This window comes from Caulobacter segnis (assembly GCF_023935105.1).
Classification (GTDB): Bacteria; Pseudomonadota; Alphaproteobacteria; order Caulobacterales; family Caulobacteraceae; genus Caulobacter; species Caulobacter segnis_B.
Genome location: NZ_CP096040.1, coordinates 4,253,500 through 4,267,633, shown reverse-complemented (window position 1 = coordinate 4,267,633; position 14,134 = coordinate 4,253,500). Strand labels below are relative to the sequence as shown.

Annotated in this window: 11 protein-coding genes; 3 read left to right on the top strand and 8 right to left on the bottom strand. The window is 68.3% G+C overall.

What is annotated here, in order from left to right; translation table 11 throughout:
* Nucleotides 1-10: 10 nt before the first annotated feature.
* The 4 genes from MZV50_RS19865 to MZV50_RS19850 form a co-directional block, all read right to left on the bottom strand.
* Nucleotides 11-1,501: an amino acid permease gene (locus MZV50_RS19865; RefSeq protein ID WP_252631003.1), complete on the bottom strand. Its 1,491-nt coding sequence runs from the start codon at nucleotides 1,499-1,501 to the stop codon at nucleotides 11-13.
* A gap of 150 nt (nucleotides 1,502-1,651) precedes the next feature.
* A complete protein-coding gene (gene eutC, locus MZV50_RS19860; protein WP_252631002.1) occupies nucleotides 1,652-2,428 on the bottom strand; it encodes an ethanolamine ammonia-lyase subunit EutC in 777 nt (258 codons plus the stop codon).
* Nucleotides 2,425-3,798: an ethanolamine ammonia-lyase subunit EutB gene (locus MZV50_RS19855; protein WP_252631001.1), complete on the bottom strand. Its 1,374-nt coding sequence runs from the start codon at nucleotides 3,796-3,798 to the stop codon at nucleotides 2,425-2,427. Before MZV50_RS19855 ends, eutC begins: the two co-directional genes overlap by 4 nt.
* Before the next feature lie 111 nt (nucleotides 3,799-3,909).
* Nucleotides 3,910-5,919, bottom strand: a complete 2,010-nt coding sequence (locus tag MZV50_RS19850; protein WP_252631000.1) for a M13 family metallopeptidase — start codon at nucleotides 5,917-5,919, stop codon at nucleotides 3,910-3,912.
* 205 nt (nucleotides 5,920-6,124) lie between these two features.
* On the opposite strand from MZV50_RS19850, the gene MZV50_RS19845 reads away from it, so the two are divergent.
* Genes MZV50_RS19845 through MZV50_RS19835 form a run of 3 tightly spaced genes read left to right on the top strand, consistent with a single transcriptional unit; the run spans nucleotide 6,125 to nucleotide 9,090 of the window.
* Nucleotides 6,125-7,264, top strand: a complete 1,140-nt coding sequence (locus MZV50_RS19845) for a Gfo/Idh/MocA family protein (protein ID WP_252630999.1) — start codon at nucleotides 6,125-6,127, stop codon at nucleotides 7,262-7,264.
* A 12-nt stretch (nucleotides 7,265-7,276) separates the two neighbouring features.
* The gene (locus MZV50_RS19840) at nucleotides 7,277-8,629 is read left to right on the top strand and encodes a Gfo/Idh/MocA family protein (RefSeq protein ID WP_252630998.1); all 1,353 of its coding nucleotides are present in this window, start codon (nucleotides 7,277-7,279) and stop codon (nucleotides 8,627-8,629) included.
* 26 nt (nucleotides 8,630-8,655) lie between these two features.
* Nucleotides 8,656-9,090, top strand: a complete 435-nt coding sequence (locus MZV50_RS19835) for a cupin domain-containing protein (RefSeq protein ID WP_252630997.1) — start codon at nucleotides 8,656-8,658, stop codon at nucleotides 9,088-9,090.
* A 186-nt stretch (nucleotides 9,091-9,276) separates the two neighbouring features.
* On the opposite strand, the gene MZV50_RS19830 is transcribed toward MZV50_RS19835, so the two are convergent.
* The 4 genes from MZV50_RS19830 to MZV50_RS19815 all read right to left on the bottom strand — a co-directional run bounded on the left by MZV50_RS19830 (nucleotide 9,277) and on the right by MZV50_RS19815 (nucleotide 14,091).
* Complete coding sequence (locus MZV50_RS19830) at nucleotides 9,277-9,765, bottom strand: DNA-deoxyinosine glycosylase (RefSeq protein ID WP_252630996.1); 489 nt, start codon at nucleotides 9,763-9,765, stop codon at nucleotides 9,277-9,279.
* 7 nt (nucleotides 9,766-9,772) lie between these two features.
* The gene (gene purB, locus MZV50_RS19825) at nucleotides 9,773-11,083 is read right to left on the bottom strand and encodes an adenylosuccinate lyase (RefSeq protein ID WP_252630995.1); all 1,311 of its coding nucleotides are present in this window, start codon (nucleotides 11,081-11,083) and stop codon (nucleotides 9,773-9,775) included.
* A gap of 50 nt (nucleotides 11,084-11,133) precedes the next feature.
* Nucleotides 11,134-12,639 carry a spinster family MFS transporter gene (locus tag MZV50_RS19820; RefSeq protein WP_252630994.1) on the bottom strand — a complete coding sequence of 502 codons (1,506 nt, stop codon included), beginning with the start codon at nucleotides 12,637-12,639 and terminating at the stop codon, nucleotides 11,134-11,136.
* A gap of 117 nt (nucleotides 12,640-12,756) precedes the next feature.
* Nucleotides 12,757-14,091, bottom strand: coding sequence for a spinster family MFS transporter (locus tag MZV50_RS19815; protein WP_252630993.1), 1,335 nt, complete (start codon nucleotides 14,089-14,091; stop codon nucleotides 12,757-12,759).
* Nucleotides 14,092-14,134: the final 43 nt, after the last annotated feature.

The following is a 14,134-nucleotide window of genomic DNA, read 5'->3' as shown; positions in this document are numbered from 1 at the left end:
CTGATCCGCCTCAGTGCGTCTCGTAGGCCGTCTTGCCGCCGTTCAGGGCGAAGGCTTCCTCCGGCGACAGCACCAGCTTCTTGCGGCCGATGGCGGCGAAATAGGCGACGCCAAGGGCGAACCAGATCGCCACCCCGATGACGCCGGTCCGATAGACTGGGTCCTTCAGCTGGTAGAAGATCGTCACCAGCGAGATCACTACGGTCAGGGCCGCACCGCCGACGCCGAACACGCTCTTGTAGGGGCGCTCCATCAGCGGGAACTTGCGGCGCAGCAGGATGTAGGACAGGCCCTGGGCCACATAGGACAGCATGGCCCCGAACACGGCCATGTTCAGCAGGGTCCCGCCGATCACCGCCGCGCCCTTCTCGGCGCCCAGGGCGAACCAGACCACCAGCATCACCGCCAGGCCGGCCAGCGAGCCGGTGATCAGCGCCACGTCCGGCGTCTTGCGCACGCCGTGGGTCACCGACAGGGCGCGGGGGAAGTATCCGGCCCGCGACAGCGAATAGATCTGCCGGCCATAGGCGAAGATGATGGCGTGGAAGCTGGCCACCAGGCCGGCCACGGCCACCGCCGCCAGCACCTTAGCCAGCGAACCGCCATAGATCGCCCGGAAGCCGTCCAGGATCGGCTCGCCCGACTTGGCCAGGGCGAAGGCACCGGCCGGGATCGAGCTGTTCAGCCACAGCACCAGCAGAGCCGAGACGATCAGGGTCAGCATGCCCAGGATGATGCCCTTGGGCAGGTCGCGCTGGGGCGTGTGGGATTCCTCTGCGGCCAGGGGCAACTGCTCGATGGCCAGGAACAGCCAGACGGCGAACGGCAGCTGGGCCAGGGCGCCGCCGACGCCCGCCGGCAGGAACGGGCCGTGGCCGTCCTTCAGCTCGGTCCCGCCGGGCCCGACGTTCAGGGCGTACTTGCCGAAGTCGGCGTGGGGCAGGGCGCTGATCCAGAACACCGCCAGGCACGCCAGGGCCAGCAGGGTGATGAACACCGTGAAGCGGAACGACATCGCCACCCCGCCGGCGTTCAGGCCGACGAACACGATGTAGGCCCCGATCCAGTACAGGGGCTGGGCCCAGCTGGGCGTCTCGAAGATGCCGCCCAGATAGCTGCCGATGAAGAAGCAGACCACGGCCGCCGTCAGCACGTACTCGACGTTCTCGCACAGGCCGGTGATGAAGCCGCCCCACGGACCCATGGCCGAGCGCGCGAAGGAATAGGCCCCGCCGGTGTGCGGCTGGGCCGCCGCCATCTCTGCGATCGAGAAGGTCAGGCCCAGGTACATGACGGTGATGATCAGGGTGGCGACGAACATGCCGCCCCAGCCGCCGGTCCCCATTCCCAGGTTCCACCCCGAGAATTGGCCCGAGATCACCGCCCCGACCCCCAGCGCCCACAGCGAGAACACCCCCGCATAGCGCTTGAGGCCGCGTTTCTCGAAATAGCCGTCCTCGACCTTTTCGTAGCTGACGCCGCCGCCTACCGGTTCGCTCATGACCCGTCCCTCCATGGCCTGAGCGCCAAGCTTGCGCCCCGTTCGTCGGGAGACGAGTCCTGGAAGATAGGTTCGGCGCCCGGTCCCGACGGCCGGTCACTATTTGATCATGGCGAACGCGGTTCGTCCAAATCGCGGGCGATCGCCGGCCTAGGAAAGAGATGGGGTGGCGGCGTGGGGCAGGGCGGCGGTGTCGCTCTCGTCCTTCAGGGCCACGCCGGTCACCGACAGGCGCAGCGCCTCGCGCATCAGCCAGGCCAGCTTGAAGGCCGCCTGGTCGTAGGTCAGGCCTTCGGCGCGAATGTTGGAGACGCAGTTGCGTTCGGCGTCGGTGCAGCCGACGCGCGGCTGGAAGGTCAGATAAGCGCCTAGGCTGTCGGGCGAGGACAGGCCGGGCCGCTCGCCGACCAGCAGCAGCACCAGCCGCGCGCCCAGAACCTCGCCGACCTCGTCGCCCAGGGCCACGCGGGCCTGACTGGCGACGGTGATGGGGGCCAGGCTCCAGCCCTCGGCCCGCGCGACGGGCAGCAGGGCGGCGATCAGGGGCGCGGCGTGGGCGTGGACGGCGGTGCTGGACAGGCCGTCGGCGACGACGATGGCCAGGTCGCACGGGCCATGCGCGGCGGCCATGGCGAGGCGGCTGGCGTCGGACAGGCGGCGGCCCAGGTCCGGCCGGCGCAGATAGGTGGCGCGGTCGCCGGCGGCGCTGTCGACTTGGACGGTGGCGACCTCCAGCGCCGCGATCGCCTGGGCCACGCCGCGCGCGTCGAACGGGGTGTGGACCGCATCCCGCGCCTGGGCGTGGGCCAGGGAGAAGGCCAGCACCTCGCGGGTGGGCAGGCTGGCGCCCGAGCGGCCGATGGCGATGCGGGCCGGGGTGCGGGCGCGCAGGGCGCTCCACGGATCGGGCGGGACGGGGCGGGTCATGCGCTGGCCAGCAGCGGGTGGCCGGCGCGCGGCGGGGCCAGGCGGCCGTCGGCGCCGGTGATCTTCAGCCGCGCGAGCCAGGCCTCGAACTCGGGCGCGCGCTTCAGGCCCAGCAGTTCGCGGACATAGAGGGCGTCGTGGAACGAGGTCGACTGGTAGTTCAGCATCACGTCGTCGGCGCCCGGTACGCCCATGACGAAGGTGACGCCCGCCGTGGCCAGCAAGGTCAGCAGGCTGTCCATGTCGTCCTGGTCGGCCTCGGCGTGGTTGGTGTAGCAGACGTCCACCCCCAGCGGCGCGCCCAGCAGCTTGCCACAGAAGTGGTCCTCCAGCCCCGCCCGGATGATCTGCTTGCCGTCGTACAGGTACTCAGGGCCGATGAAGCCGACGACGGAATTCACCAGCAGGGGCTGGAACGCCCTGGCGACGCCGTAGGCCCTGGCCTCGAGCGTCTGCTGGTCGACGCCGTGGTGCGCGCCGGCCGATAGGGCCGAGCCCTGGCCGGTCTCGAAGTACATGACGTTGTCGCCGACTGTGCCGCGCTTCAGCGAGCGGCCGGCGTCGAGGCCCTCCTTGAGCAGCGAGAGCGTGATGCCGAAACTGGCGTTGGCGGCCTGCGTGCCCGCGATCGACTGGAACACCAGGTCCACCGGCGCGCCCCGCTCGACCAGTTCGATGGCGCTGGTCACGTGAGTCAGGACGCAGGACTGGGTGGGGATCTCGAACCGCTGGATCAGGTCGCCCATCAGCCGCAGCAGGTCGCCGAGGGTCGAGAGATTGTCGCTGGCCGGATTGATGCCGATCACCGCGTCGCCGCAGCCGTACAGCAGGCCATCCAGGATCGAGGCGGTGATCCCGGCCGGATCGTCGGTTGGGTGGTTGGGCTGCAGCCGCACCGCCATGGTCCCAGCCAGGCCGATGGTGTTTCTGAACTTGGTCGTCACCCGGCATTTGCTGGCCGCCAGGATCAGGTCCTGGTTGCGCATGATCTTGCTGACGGCGGCGGCCATCTCGGGGATCAAGCCCGGCGCCAGGCGGGCGAGGGCGGCGGGCGAGGCGGCCTCGGACAGCAGCCAGTCGCGGAACTCGCCGACGGTCAGGGACGCCACTGGCGCGAAGGCGTCCGCGTCGTGGCCGTCCAGGATCAGCCGGGTGACCTCGTCGGTCTCGTAGGGGACCAGGGCTTCGGACAGGAAGGTCTTCAGCGGAACATCGGCCAGGGCCTGCTTGGCGGCGACGTTCTCTTGGGCGCTGGTCGCGGCGATCCCGGCCAGGGCGTCGCCCGAACGCGGCGGCGAGGCCTTGGCCATCAGGTCGGCCAGGCCGTCGAACCGCCATGTCGTCGCGCCGATGGTCGAGGCGAAGCCCATGCGCCCTCCAGGATCACGCAAGGATGACTCGGAAAGCCCGGCGCGCAAACACGAAGCGGGGGCGCCGATGCGACGCCCCCGCCCGTGCTCTTTGGTTGACCAGTCCAGCGCCTACCAGATGCGCGAGCGCTTCTCCGGCGGCAGGTAGAACTTGTCGCCCGGCTTGACGCCGAAGGCGGCGTACCAGGCGTCCACGTTGCGGGTCGGGCCGATGACCCGGAAGCTGGACGGCGAGTGCGGATCCGACGCCATCTGCTGCTTGAGGGAGTCGTCGCGCGACTTGTCCTGCCAGCTCTGGGCGAAGGCCAGGAAGAAGCGCTGGTCGCCGGTCATGCCGTTGATCAGCGGGGCGGGCTTGCCCTTCAGGGCGGCGTGATAGGCGTCATAGGCCACCTGCAGGCCGGCCAGGTCGGCGATGTTCTCGCCCATGGTCAGGGCGGGATTGATCTTCATGCCGGGCACCGGCTCGTAGGTGCCGTACTGGGCGCCCAGCACGGCGGCCTGGGCCTCGAAGCGCTTGGCGTCCTCGGCCGTCCACCAGTCGCGCAGCTTGCCGGTGTCGTCGATCTTGCGGCCCTGGTCGTCGAAGCCGTGGCTGATCTCGTGGCCGATCACCGCGCCGATCGCGCCGTAGTTCACCGCCAGGTCGGCGGCCGGGTCGAAATAGGGGGCCTGCAGGATGCCGGCCGGGAAGACGATCTTGTTCTCCAGCCCGCCGTTGTAAGCGTTCACCGTCTGCGGGGTCATGCCCCACTTGCCGTGATCGACCGGCTTGCCCAGGTCGTTCAGTTGATAGGCCCACTCGAAGGCGCCGCTGCGGCGCACATTGCCGTAGAGGTCGCTGGCGTCGATCCTCAGGCCCGAATAGTCGCGCCACTTGTCGGGATAGCCGACCATCACCGACATCTTCGACAGCTTGGTCAGGGCCGCCTGCTTGGTGGCCGGGGCCATCCACGGGGCCTTCTGGATGCGCTCGGCCATGGCGACCTTCAGATTGCCGATCAGCTCGACCATCTGGGCCTTGGACGACGGCGGGAAGTACTTGGCGACATAGGCCTGGCCGACCAGCTCGCCCAGGCTGCCGTCCACCAGGGTGACGCCGCGCTTCCAGCGCGGGCGGATCTGGGTCTGGCCGCTCAGCGCCTTGACGAACTCGAAGCGGCTGTCGACGAAGCGCTTGGAGAGGTAGGGCGACATCTCCTGCACGCCCTGCACGACGCGCCAGGCCTTCAGGGTGTCCAGAGAGGTGTCGGCGAAGAGCTTGGCGATGTCGCGCACGGCGGTCTTCTCGCCCAGCACCACCTGGTCGCGGCCGGTGATCCCCGCGGCCGCCAGATAATCCGCCCACGGAACCTCGGGCGCGTAGGCCTGCAGCTCAGCCAGGCTGACGGGGTTGTAGACCTTGTCGATGTCGCGGCGGTCGGCGACCGGCCAGCTGACCTTGGCGATGGCGGTCTCGAAGGCGATGACGTCGGCGGCGAACTTGGCCGGGTCGGCGTAGCCCGCCATCTTCAGCGCCCGCTCGGCGAAGGCCCTATAGGCGTCCAACTGCGGCTTGAAGCCGTCGGTTAGATAGTAGTCGCGGTCGGGCAAGCCGAGGCCCGACTGGCCGATGTACAGCGTGTTGAGCTCGGGGTTCTTGGCGTCCGGATAGATGTCCAGCGAGAACAGGTCGGGGCCGAACCCGCCGTGGGCCTGGCCCATCGTCTTGGCCATCTCGGCCTTGGACGACACGGCGGCGACGGCGGCCAGGTCGACCTTCAGCGGCGCGTCGTCGACCTGCTCGACCTTGGCCTCGTCGAAGAAGCTCTTGTAGAGGCCGCCGATCGGCGTCGAGGCGTCGGCGGTCTCGATCAGGGTGCGCAGCTGGTCCTGGGAGCGGTTGAAGACGTCGTAGCCGACACCGGCCGAGGGCTGGTCGGCGGGGATCGTCGTGCGCTTTTCCCAGGCGCCGTTGGCGTACTTGTTGAAGTCGTCGCCCGGCTTGACGGTCTTGTCGCCGGCCGTCAGGTCGACGCCCCAGGCGCCGTACATCGGCTTGTCGGCGGCCAGCGCCGCGCCCGAAAGAGCCGCCCCAGAAATAGCAATCGCCGAGACGGCGGCCAGCAGGAAGATGCGCATGTGTAGGATCCCAATGCCCCTAATGTGGCGGGATGCTGCCCTAAGCGTGGGCCGCGCGCAGATGAATTTCCCGTAATGTGAGAGCGGGCGATCCTGCGACCTCTGGTTGGGCGTCTACGACGTCGAGAGGTATTTTCTCCGCCGCCGTTTAGTGGTCTGGTCACTGTCAACGAGTGGTCAGGCAAGCTGACGCGTGGAGGAAACGATGAACGATCTCGCGAGCCGTCGCACGTTCCTGATGGCGGCCGGTGTCGGCGGCGCGGCCTTGGCGGCGAATGGAACAGCCATCGCCCAGGAGGTCGCCGCGCCGGGGCCGGCCCTGACGCCCAAGCACAGGATCAAGTTCGCGGTGATCGGCCTGGATCACTACCACATCATGAGCATGACGGCGGCCGTGAAGCGGGGCGGCGGCGAGTGCGTGTGGGTCTATGCCTATGGCGACGACGCCAAGCAGCTGGCCGACTTCAAGACGCAGCACGGCGACGTGCCGGTCGCCGCCAGCATCGACCAGATCCTGAACGACAAGTCGATCCAGCTGGTCGCCGCCGCGCCCATCCCCGACCAGCGGGCGCCGCTGGGCCTGAAGGTGATGGCGGCGGGCAAGGACTACCTCTCCGACAAGCCGGGCATCATCAGCCTGGAGCAATTGGCGCAGGTCCGCGCGGCGGTGAAGAAGACCGGTCGCAAGTACGCGATCATGTACTCCGAGCGCCTCGAGGTGCCCTCGGCGATCAAGGCCGGCGAACTGGTCCAGGCTGGCGCGATCGGCAAGGTCGTGCAAACTGTGAACCTGGCCCCGCACCGCATCGGCCAGGGGCGTCCGGACTGGTTCTGGGACAAGGCTCGCTACGGCGGCATCCTGACCGACATCGGCTCGCACCAGGCCGACCAGTTCCTGTTCTACACCGGCAGCAAGACCGCCAAGGTCGTGGCCAGCCAGACCGGCAATATCGCCAATACCAGCCATCCGAAGTTCGAGGACTTCGGCGACATGACCTGCGTGGGCAGCGGCGGCACGGGCTATGTGCGGGTCGATTGGTACACGCCCGACGGCCTGGGCGTCTGGGGCGACGGGCGGCTCTTCATCCTCGGGACCGAGGGCTATATCGAGCTGCGCAAATATATCGACCCCACCGGCCGCCCGGGCGCCAACCACCTGCTGATCGTCGACAAGAAGTCGGCCCGCTATATCGACTGCAGCCAAGTCCAGCTGCCGTTCGGGCCACAGTTCGTCAGCGACATCGTCGAGCGCACGTCGGTGGCGCAGGATCAGGACCAGGCCTTGCTGGCGGCGGAACTGGTGCTGACGGCGCAGAAGAACGCGACCCGTCCGGTGCTGGGCTAGGAGGAGGGGACGATGAGCAAGCTCACCCGCCGCAGCGTGATGGCCGCCGGCATCGCCTTTCCAACCGTCGTGCCGGCCACGGTGCTGGGCCAGAACGCGCCGTCGAACCGGATCAACATCGGCGTCATCGGCGTGGGCCGCATCGCCCGCGGCCACGACATGGCCGAGACCTTCAAGTACGACCACGCCCAGATCCTGGCGGTCTGCGATGTCGACTCCAAGCGTCTGGCCCTGGGCAAGCAACTGGTCGACGAGACCTATAGCAAGAAGTTCGGTCGTCCCTGGGACAGCGCCCGGACCTATGGCGACTATCACGAGCTGTTGGCCGCCAAGGACCTGGACGCGGTGATCATCGCCACGCCCGACCACCAGCACGCCATCCTGGCCGTGCACGCGGTCAAGGCGGGCAAGGACGTCTATCTGCAGAAGCCGGCCTCGCTGACCATCGCCGAGGGGCGGACCATGGCCGACGCCGTGGCCGCGACGGGGCGCATCCTGCAGATCGGCTCGCAGCAGCGGTCCGACAAGCCATGGCCGCAGTTCCGCCGCGCCTGCGAGCTGGTCCGCAACGGCCGCATCGGCCAGCTCAAGCATGTCGAGGTCGGGCTTCCGGGCGATCCTTCCGGTCCCGAGGCCCCGCAGCAGCCGATCCCGGCCAACCTGAACTACGACGCTTGGCTGGGGTCGACGCCGCAAGCCTACTACACCGAGATGCGCGTGCATTCGCAGGACAGCTTCGACCGGCCGGGCTGGCTGCGCTGCGAGCAGTTCACCGCCGGCATGATCACCGGCTGGGGCGCGCACCACGTCGACACCGCCCACTGGGGCATGGACATGGAGCATTCCGGCCCGGTCGAGGTCTGGGGCTCGGCCGAGTTCCCCAAGAGCGGCCTGTGGAACGTGCACGGCAAGTTCCTGACCCACGCCCGCTACGCCGATGGCGTGACCATGGACATCTCGGGCGACTTCCCCAACGGGGTGAAGTTCATCGGGACCGAGGGCTGGATCTTCGTGGCTCGCGACGCGCCGGTGACGTCCAGCGACCCCAGCTTCGGCCAGAAGCCGACGCCTTCGCTGGCGGCCAGCGATCCTAGGATCCTGGACAGCGTGATCGGGCCCAACGAGATCCATCTGCGCCGGTCGGAAGAGCAGCACGGTGACTGGCTGGACTCGATCCGGACCCGAAAGCCGCCGGCCGCCACGGCCGAGGTCGGTCACCGCGCCTGCTCGACCTGCCTGCTGCACCACGCGGCCATGAAGACCGGCCGCCATTTGAAGTGGGACCCCAAGGCCGAGCGCTTCATCGGCGACGACGAGGCCAATGCGATGCTCAGCCGCCCGCAGCGCAAGCCGTACACGTTCTAGGAAGCCGTCTCATGAAGGGTGTTGGGATGATCACCAAGCGAGACCTCGCCATCGCCGCCGGCGCGGCGGTCCTGACCTTGGCCGGCGTCGCCGTCGCCCAGGCGCCCAAGCCGGCGTTGCTGGGGCCGTCGGTGTGGCGCTGGGACGAGATCAAGTTCCACGACACCGACGTCGGCGCCTACGCCCAGCTCGTCCGCGCGCCGACGGCGACCCTCGACGAGCTGGAGATGCACGTCACGACGCTGAAGCCGGGGTTGAGCTCGCACGCGCCGCACACCCATCCGAACGAGGAGCTGGTGATCATCCGCGAAGGCGAGGTCGAGGTGCTGTCGGACGGCGTCTGGAAGAAGGTTGGCCCCGGCGGGGTGGTGTTCAACGCCAGCAACAGCCCGCACGCGCTGCGGAATGTGGGGCCAGGGAACGCGGTCTATCACGTGATCAACTGGAAGAGCGCGAAGTAGGCGGCGCCCTAAAAATCCCTCTCTCATAGAGAGAGGGAGGGGCCCATGCGCAGCATGGGAGGGTGAGTGGTTTCCCCCTCTCAGAATAGAGCTCTGACGAAACGCGCGGCGGGACGATCCGGGATTCTCCGGAGACCTCGTAACCACTCACCCTCCCACGCCTTCGGCGCGGGCCCCTCCCTCTCTCTATGAGAGAGGGGTTTTGAGGGCGCTCCAAGCCTGCGCCTTTTGCTCGAAACTCCGCGCCGCGTGCGCCGGAGAAGACGAGGGCAGGGCGATCGTCGGGATGCGCTCGTCGATCAGCCGCCCGCCGAGCTTCGCCGCGGTCCCGCCGTTGAACGCCACGACCCGCAAGGCCGGCAGCCCCTCGATCAGCTTCACCAGATCGTTCGCCGCCGGATCGCGGATCGCCGCGTCCAGGCTGCCTGGCCGCTCCGCCTCGGCGATTACGTCCCACAGGCCGACGCCATGCGCCCGCAGCGCCGCCAGCCGCGCCTCGTAGGCCAGCGGGACGAGGGACGCGCCCAGCACGCCCTCCATCAGCCGCCAGAAGGCGTTCCTCGGATTGCCGTAGTACTGTTGGACGGCCAGAGAGGCCTCGCCCGGCAGGCTGCCCAGGATCAGGACGCGCGTGTTGGCGTCGGCGACCGGTGGGAAGCCCGCCTTGCGCGCCATTGGCGCGTTAGGCCTGCTCGCCGAACACCCGCTTGAAGATCACGTCGACGTTCTTGGTGTGGTAGCCGTAGTCGAACAGCTCCTCGAGCACGCTGTCGGACAGCGCCTTGGAGACCACCGGATCGGCCTTCAGGAAGTCGATGAAGCGGCCTTCGCCGCGCCAGACCTTCATGGCGTTGCCCTGGACGGCGGCATAGGCGTCCTCGCGGCTGACGCCTTCCTGGGTCAGGGCCAGCATGACGCGCTGCGAGAACACCAGGCCGCCCAGCTTGTCCAGGTTCTTGGCCATATTGTCGGGATAGATGTTGAAGCGCTCGATCACCCCGGCCAGGCGGCGCAGGGCGAAGTCGAGGTGGATGGTGGCGTCGGGGCCGATGCCGCGCTCGACCGACGAGTGGCTGATGTCGCGCTCGTGCCAGAGGGCGACGTTCTCCATCGCCGGGACCACGGCCGAGCGGACCAGGCGGGCCAGGCCGGTCAGGTTCTCGGTCAGGATCGGGTTGCGCTTGTGGGGCATGGCCGAGCTGCCCTTCTGGCCCGGATCGAACGGCTCCTCGGCCTCCAGGACCTCGGTGCGCTGCAGGTGGCGGATCTCGGTGGCCAGGCGCTCGACCGACGAGGCGACCACGCCCAGGGCGGCGAAATAGGCCGCGTGGCGGTCGCGCGGGATGACCTGGGTCGAGACCGGCTCGACGGCCAGGCCCATCTTGTCGGCGACGTGCTGTTCCACGCGCGGGTCGACATTGGCGAAGGTGCCGACGGCGCCCGAGATCGCGCAAGTGGCGATCTCGAACCGGGCCATGGCCAGGCGCTCCTTGGCGCGCTGGAACTCGGCGTAGTAGCCGGCCAGCTTCAGGCCGAAGGTGATCGGTTCGGCATGGATGCCGTGGCTGCGGCCGACGCAGACGGTCATCTTGTGCTCGAGCGCGCGGCGCTTCAGGGCGGCCAGAACCAGGTCGACGTCTTCCAGCAACAGGTCAGTGGCCTTGCTGAGCTGCACGGCGAAGCACGTGTCCAGCACGTCGCTGCTGGTCATGCCCTGGTGCAGGAAGCGGGCTTCCGGACCGACGATCTCGGACACATGGGTCAGGAAGGCGATGACGTCATGCTTGGTGACGCGTTCGATCTCGTCGATGCGGTCGCTGTCCCAGACCGCGTCGCGGCCCTTTTCCCAGATCGTCTCGGCGGCGAGCTTCGGGATGGTCCCGATCTCGGCCATGGCGTCGGCGGCGTGGGCCTCGATCTCGAACCAGATCTTGTACTTGGTCTGGCTGGACCAGATGGCGGCGGCTTCGGGGCGGGCGTAGCGGCTGATCATGGGGCGGCCGTTTCGGCCCGACCGCCCCCGGAGTCAAGGGAAGAGGCTTATTACTTGGTCCCGGCGCTCTCGCGCATGTGCTTGGCCAGGCCGATCGCGGCCAGGCCGTAGTGGACGCCGGCCCAGGCGTAGAAGCACAGCGACACGATGATGCCCTGCTGGGTCGAGCGGGCCATGGCCCCGGCGCAAGCCTTGGCCAGTTCAGGCGCGGAGCCCTTGGGCGCCAGGCCGCCGGGACAGCTGGCCGAGAAGCTCTGGGCGCCGGGGTCGCTGAAGGAGCCGCCCAGGGCGTGTAGCAGGCCGCTGGAGCCCGGATGGTTGAAGTTGAATTGCGCCAGGTGATCGATCAACCAGCCGGTGAAGACCGGCCCGCCGCCCAGGGCGATCAGGTTCAGGAAGAAGAACAGCAGGGCCGTCGCCGTCGCCCGGCGGCGTGGCTCGACCGAGTTCTGCACCACGCCGAAGGTCGGTGCCAAATAGGTGTAGTGGAAGATCCCGGGGACCAGCAGGATCAGAGCGGTGGTTTGCCAGCTGGTCTGCAGATAGGCGGCGATATAGATCGGCGTGGCGACGATCAGGCCGATGGCGGGGGTCAGGGCGTACCACTTGACGTTCTTCTTGCCGGCCCAATCGGTCAGGAAGCCGCCGACCAAGGTGCCAACCCCGGCCGAGAAGCCGCCGATCAGGCCCACGATCAGACCCACCTGAGCCAGACCCAGGCCATAGGTGCGCACGAAGTAGGGCGGTACGAACGCGCCCGACCCATAGGAGCCGAACGAGGCGATGGTGACGCCCAGCACCATGTGCAGCACGGGCCACTTGCCGAACAGAATCTTGGTGACAGCCCACAGTTCGGCGAACTCGTTGGCCATCGAGAAGGCCGGCTTGGGCGCGGGCTCCACCACCACGTCTTCGGCCTCCAGCGGCCGCTCGACGATCTCGGAATGGCCGCGCGGCGGCTCCTTGACCACCAGCTTGACGATCAGAGCCAGCAGCAGGCCCGGAAGGCCGACGATGACGAAGGCGACGCGCCAGCTGAACTCCTGGGCCAGCCAGCCGCCGGCCACCGCGCCGAACATGGTGCCCAGCGGGATGCCGAACGAGTAGATCGACAGGGCCGAGGCGCGCTTCTTGGGCTCGTAATAATCGCTGATCAGCGAGTGGCTGGGCGGTGAGCAGCCGGCCTCGCCGACGCCCACGCCGAAGCGGTAGAGGGCCAACTGGCCGAAGTTGGCGGCCGCGCCGCACAGGGCCGTGAAGCCCGACCAGATCACAAGCGACACCGAGATGATGGTCACCCGGTTCCAGCGCTCGGCCAGCCGCGCGATCGGGATGCCCAGGAGGGTGTAGAGCAGGGCGAAATAGAGCCCGCCCAGCAGGCCCAGCTGGGTGTCGGTCAGCTTGAGGTCGACCTTGATCGCCTGACCGATGGTGGCGATGATCGTCCGGTCGATGAAGTTGAAGGTGTAGGTGGCCAGCAGGAGCCCCAGCACCGCGGCCTTGTAGCCATTTGAGTAAAGCGGCCGATCGCCGCCGGACGCACGCGCGTCGGCCATCCTGACTCTCTCCCTTCAAACATTTGTTCTAATCTTTGAGGGGACTGTGACGGAGCGGAAGGCAAAGCGCCAGGGGCTATTTCCGAAGGCCCTACGCCGCGGCGCGGGGGCGCTTCGTCAGGCCACCATCTCCTCGCGGATGCTGTTCCGCGCCGCCCAGAACAGAGCGAAGGCGGCCAGGCCCAGTGTGGCCGAGACGATCAGCGCCCAACGCACGCCTTGGGCTTCTCCGAGGCCGACATGGCCAGCCAGCACGTCGCTGAGCAGACCCACGGCCAGCGGGCCGAGGCCCAGGCCGATCAGGTTGATGATCAGCAGCAGCACGGCTGAGGCCGTCGCCCGCAGGGCCGGGTCGACGATGCTTTGGGCCGTGGCGTAGACCGGGCCGTACCACAGTGTGGCCAGCAGGGCGTTGATGGCCAGCAAGCCGATGGCGGTCATCGGCGCCGGGTGGCTGACGGCGGCGATGTAGATCGGGATGGTGATCAGCGAGGCGATCGCCGGCACGGTGACGTAGGCGCGTAGGTCCTTGGCGCCCAGGCGGTCGGCGAAGACACCGCCCAGCCAGGCGCCGATCATGCCGGCCGTGCCGCCGACCAGCCCCAGAGCCAGGCCCAGGAAGCCCGCCGACTTCAGGCCGAACATCGCTGCCAGCTGGGCCAGCTCGGGCCCGTGGTTGCGGAAGAAGAACGACGCGGTGAACGGCGCGTGGCCATAGCCGATGAAGGCCTTGATCGAGGCGGCCAGGGCCACCAGCCAGAAGGTCTTCTTGGTCGCCAGCACCGCCAAGGCCGCCGCGAAGCTGATTTGCGAGCGCGCGCGGGCCGCCATCTCGGCGGCCATCTGCTTGCGGGGCTCGACCAGGGTGAAGGCCGCGACCAGGGCGAACAGCACGCCCGGCGCGCCGGCGACCATAAAGGCGACGCGCCAACCGTAGGCGTCGGCGATCAATCCGCCCATGGCCATGCCGGCCAGCGTGCCCAGCGGCGTGCCGATCGAATAGAAGGCGATGGCGCTGGCCCGCTTCTCCTTGGGCACGTAGTCGGTGATCAGCGAGTGGGCAGGCGGGGTGCAGCCGGCCTCGCCGACGCCCACGCCGATCCGCGCCAGGATCAGCTGCCAGAAGTTCTGGGTGAAGCCGCACAGCACCGTGAAGGCGCTCCAGGCGGCGACCGAGGCGCCGATGATGAAGGGCCGGTTCTTCGTCTCGGCCATCCGCGCGATAGGGATGCCCAGCACGGTGTAGAACACGGCGAAGGCCAGGCCGGTCATCATGCCCAGTTGCCAGTCGGCCAGGCCAAGGTCGCGTTTGATCGGTTCGGCCAGGATGTTGACCACCTGCCGGTCCAGGAAGTTCAGGGTGTAGATGATCAGCAGCACCCACAGGGCGTAGCGACGATAACCCGTCGACACGGGGTTGATGACCGGGGACGGGATCGCGTCCTTCGCCATGGGCTCACTCCCTCGAACATTTGTTCTAATCGTTGAGGCCACC

What these genes read in the sequence shown, in the direction of transcription:
- MZV50_RS19865 (WP_252631003.1), bottom strand. Translation starts at nt 1,501, where the DNA reads ATGAGCGAACCGGTAGGCGGCGGCGTCAGCTACGAAAAGGTCGAGGAC.
- eutC (WP_252631002.1), bottom strand. Translation starts at nt 2,428, where the DNA reads ATGACCCGCCCCGTCCCGCCCGATCCGTGGAGCGCCCTGCGCGCCCGC.
- MZV50_RS19855 (WP_252631001.1), bottom strand. Translation starts at nt 3,798, where the DNA reads ATGGGCTTCGCCTCGACCATCGGCGCGACGACATGGCGGTTCGACGGC.
- MZV50_RS19850 (WP_252631000.1), bottom strand. Translation starts at nt 5,919, where the DNA reads ATGCGCATCTTCCTGCTGGCCGCCGTCTCGGCGATTGCTATTTCTGGG.
- MZV50_RS19845 (WP_252630999.1), top strand. Translation starts at nt 6,125, where the DNA reads ATGAACGATCTCGCGAGCCGTCGCACGTTCCTGATGGCGGCCGGTGTC.
- MZV50_RS19840 (WP_252630998.1), top strand. Translation starts at nt 7,277, where the DNA reads ATGAGCAAGCTCACCCGCCGCAGCGTGATGGCCGCCGGCATCGCCTTT.
- MZV50_RS19835 (WP_252630997.1), top strand. Translation starts at nt 8,656, where the DNA reads ATGATCACCAAGCGAGACCTCGCCATCGCCGCCGGCGCGGCGGTCCTG.
- MZV50_RS19830 (WP_252630996.1), bottom strand. Translation starts at nt 9,765, where the DNA reads ATGGCGCGCAAGGCGGGCTTCCCACCGGTCGCCGACGCCAACACGCGC.
- purB (WP_252630995.1), bottom strand. Translation starts at nt 11,083, where the DNA reads ATGATCAGCCGCTACGCCCGCCCCGAAGCCGCCGCCATCTGGTCCAGC.
- MZV50_RS19820 (WP_252630994.1), bottom strand. Translation starts at nt 12,639, where the DNA reads ATGGCCGACGCGCGTGCGTCCGGCGGCGATCGGCCGCTTTACTCAAAT.
- MZV50_RS19815 (WP_252630993.1), bottom strand. Translation starts at nt 14,091, where the DNA reads ATGGCGAAGGACGCGATCCCGTCCCCGGTCATCAACCCCGTGTCGACG.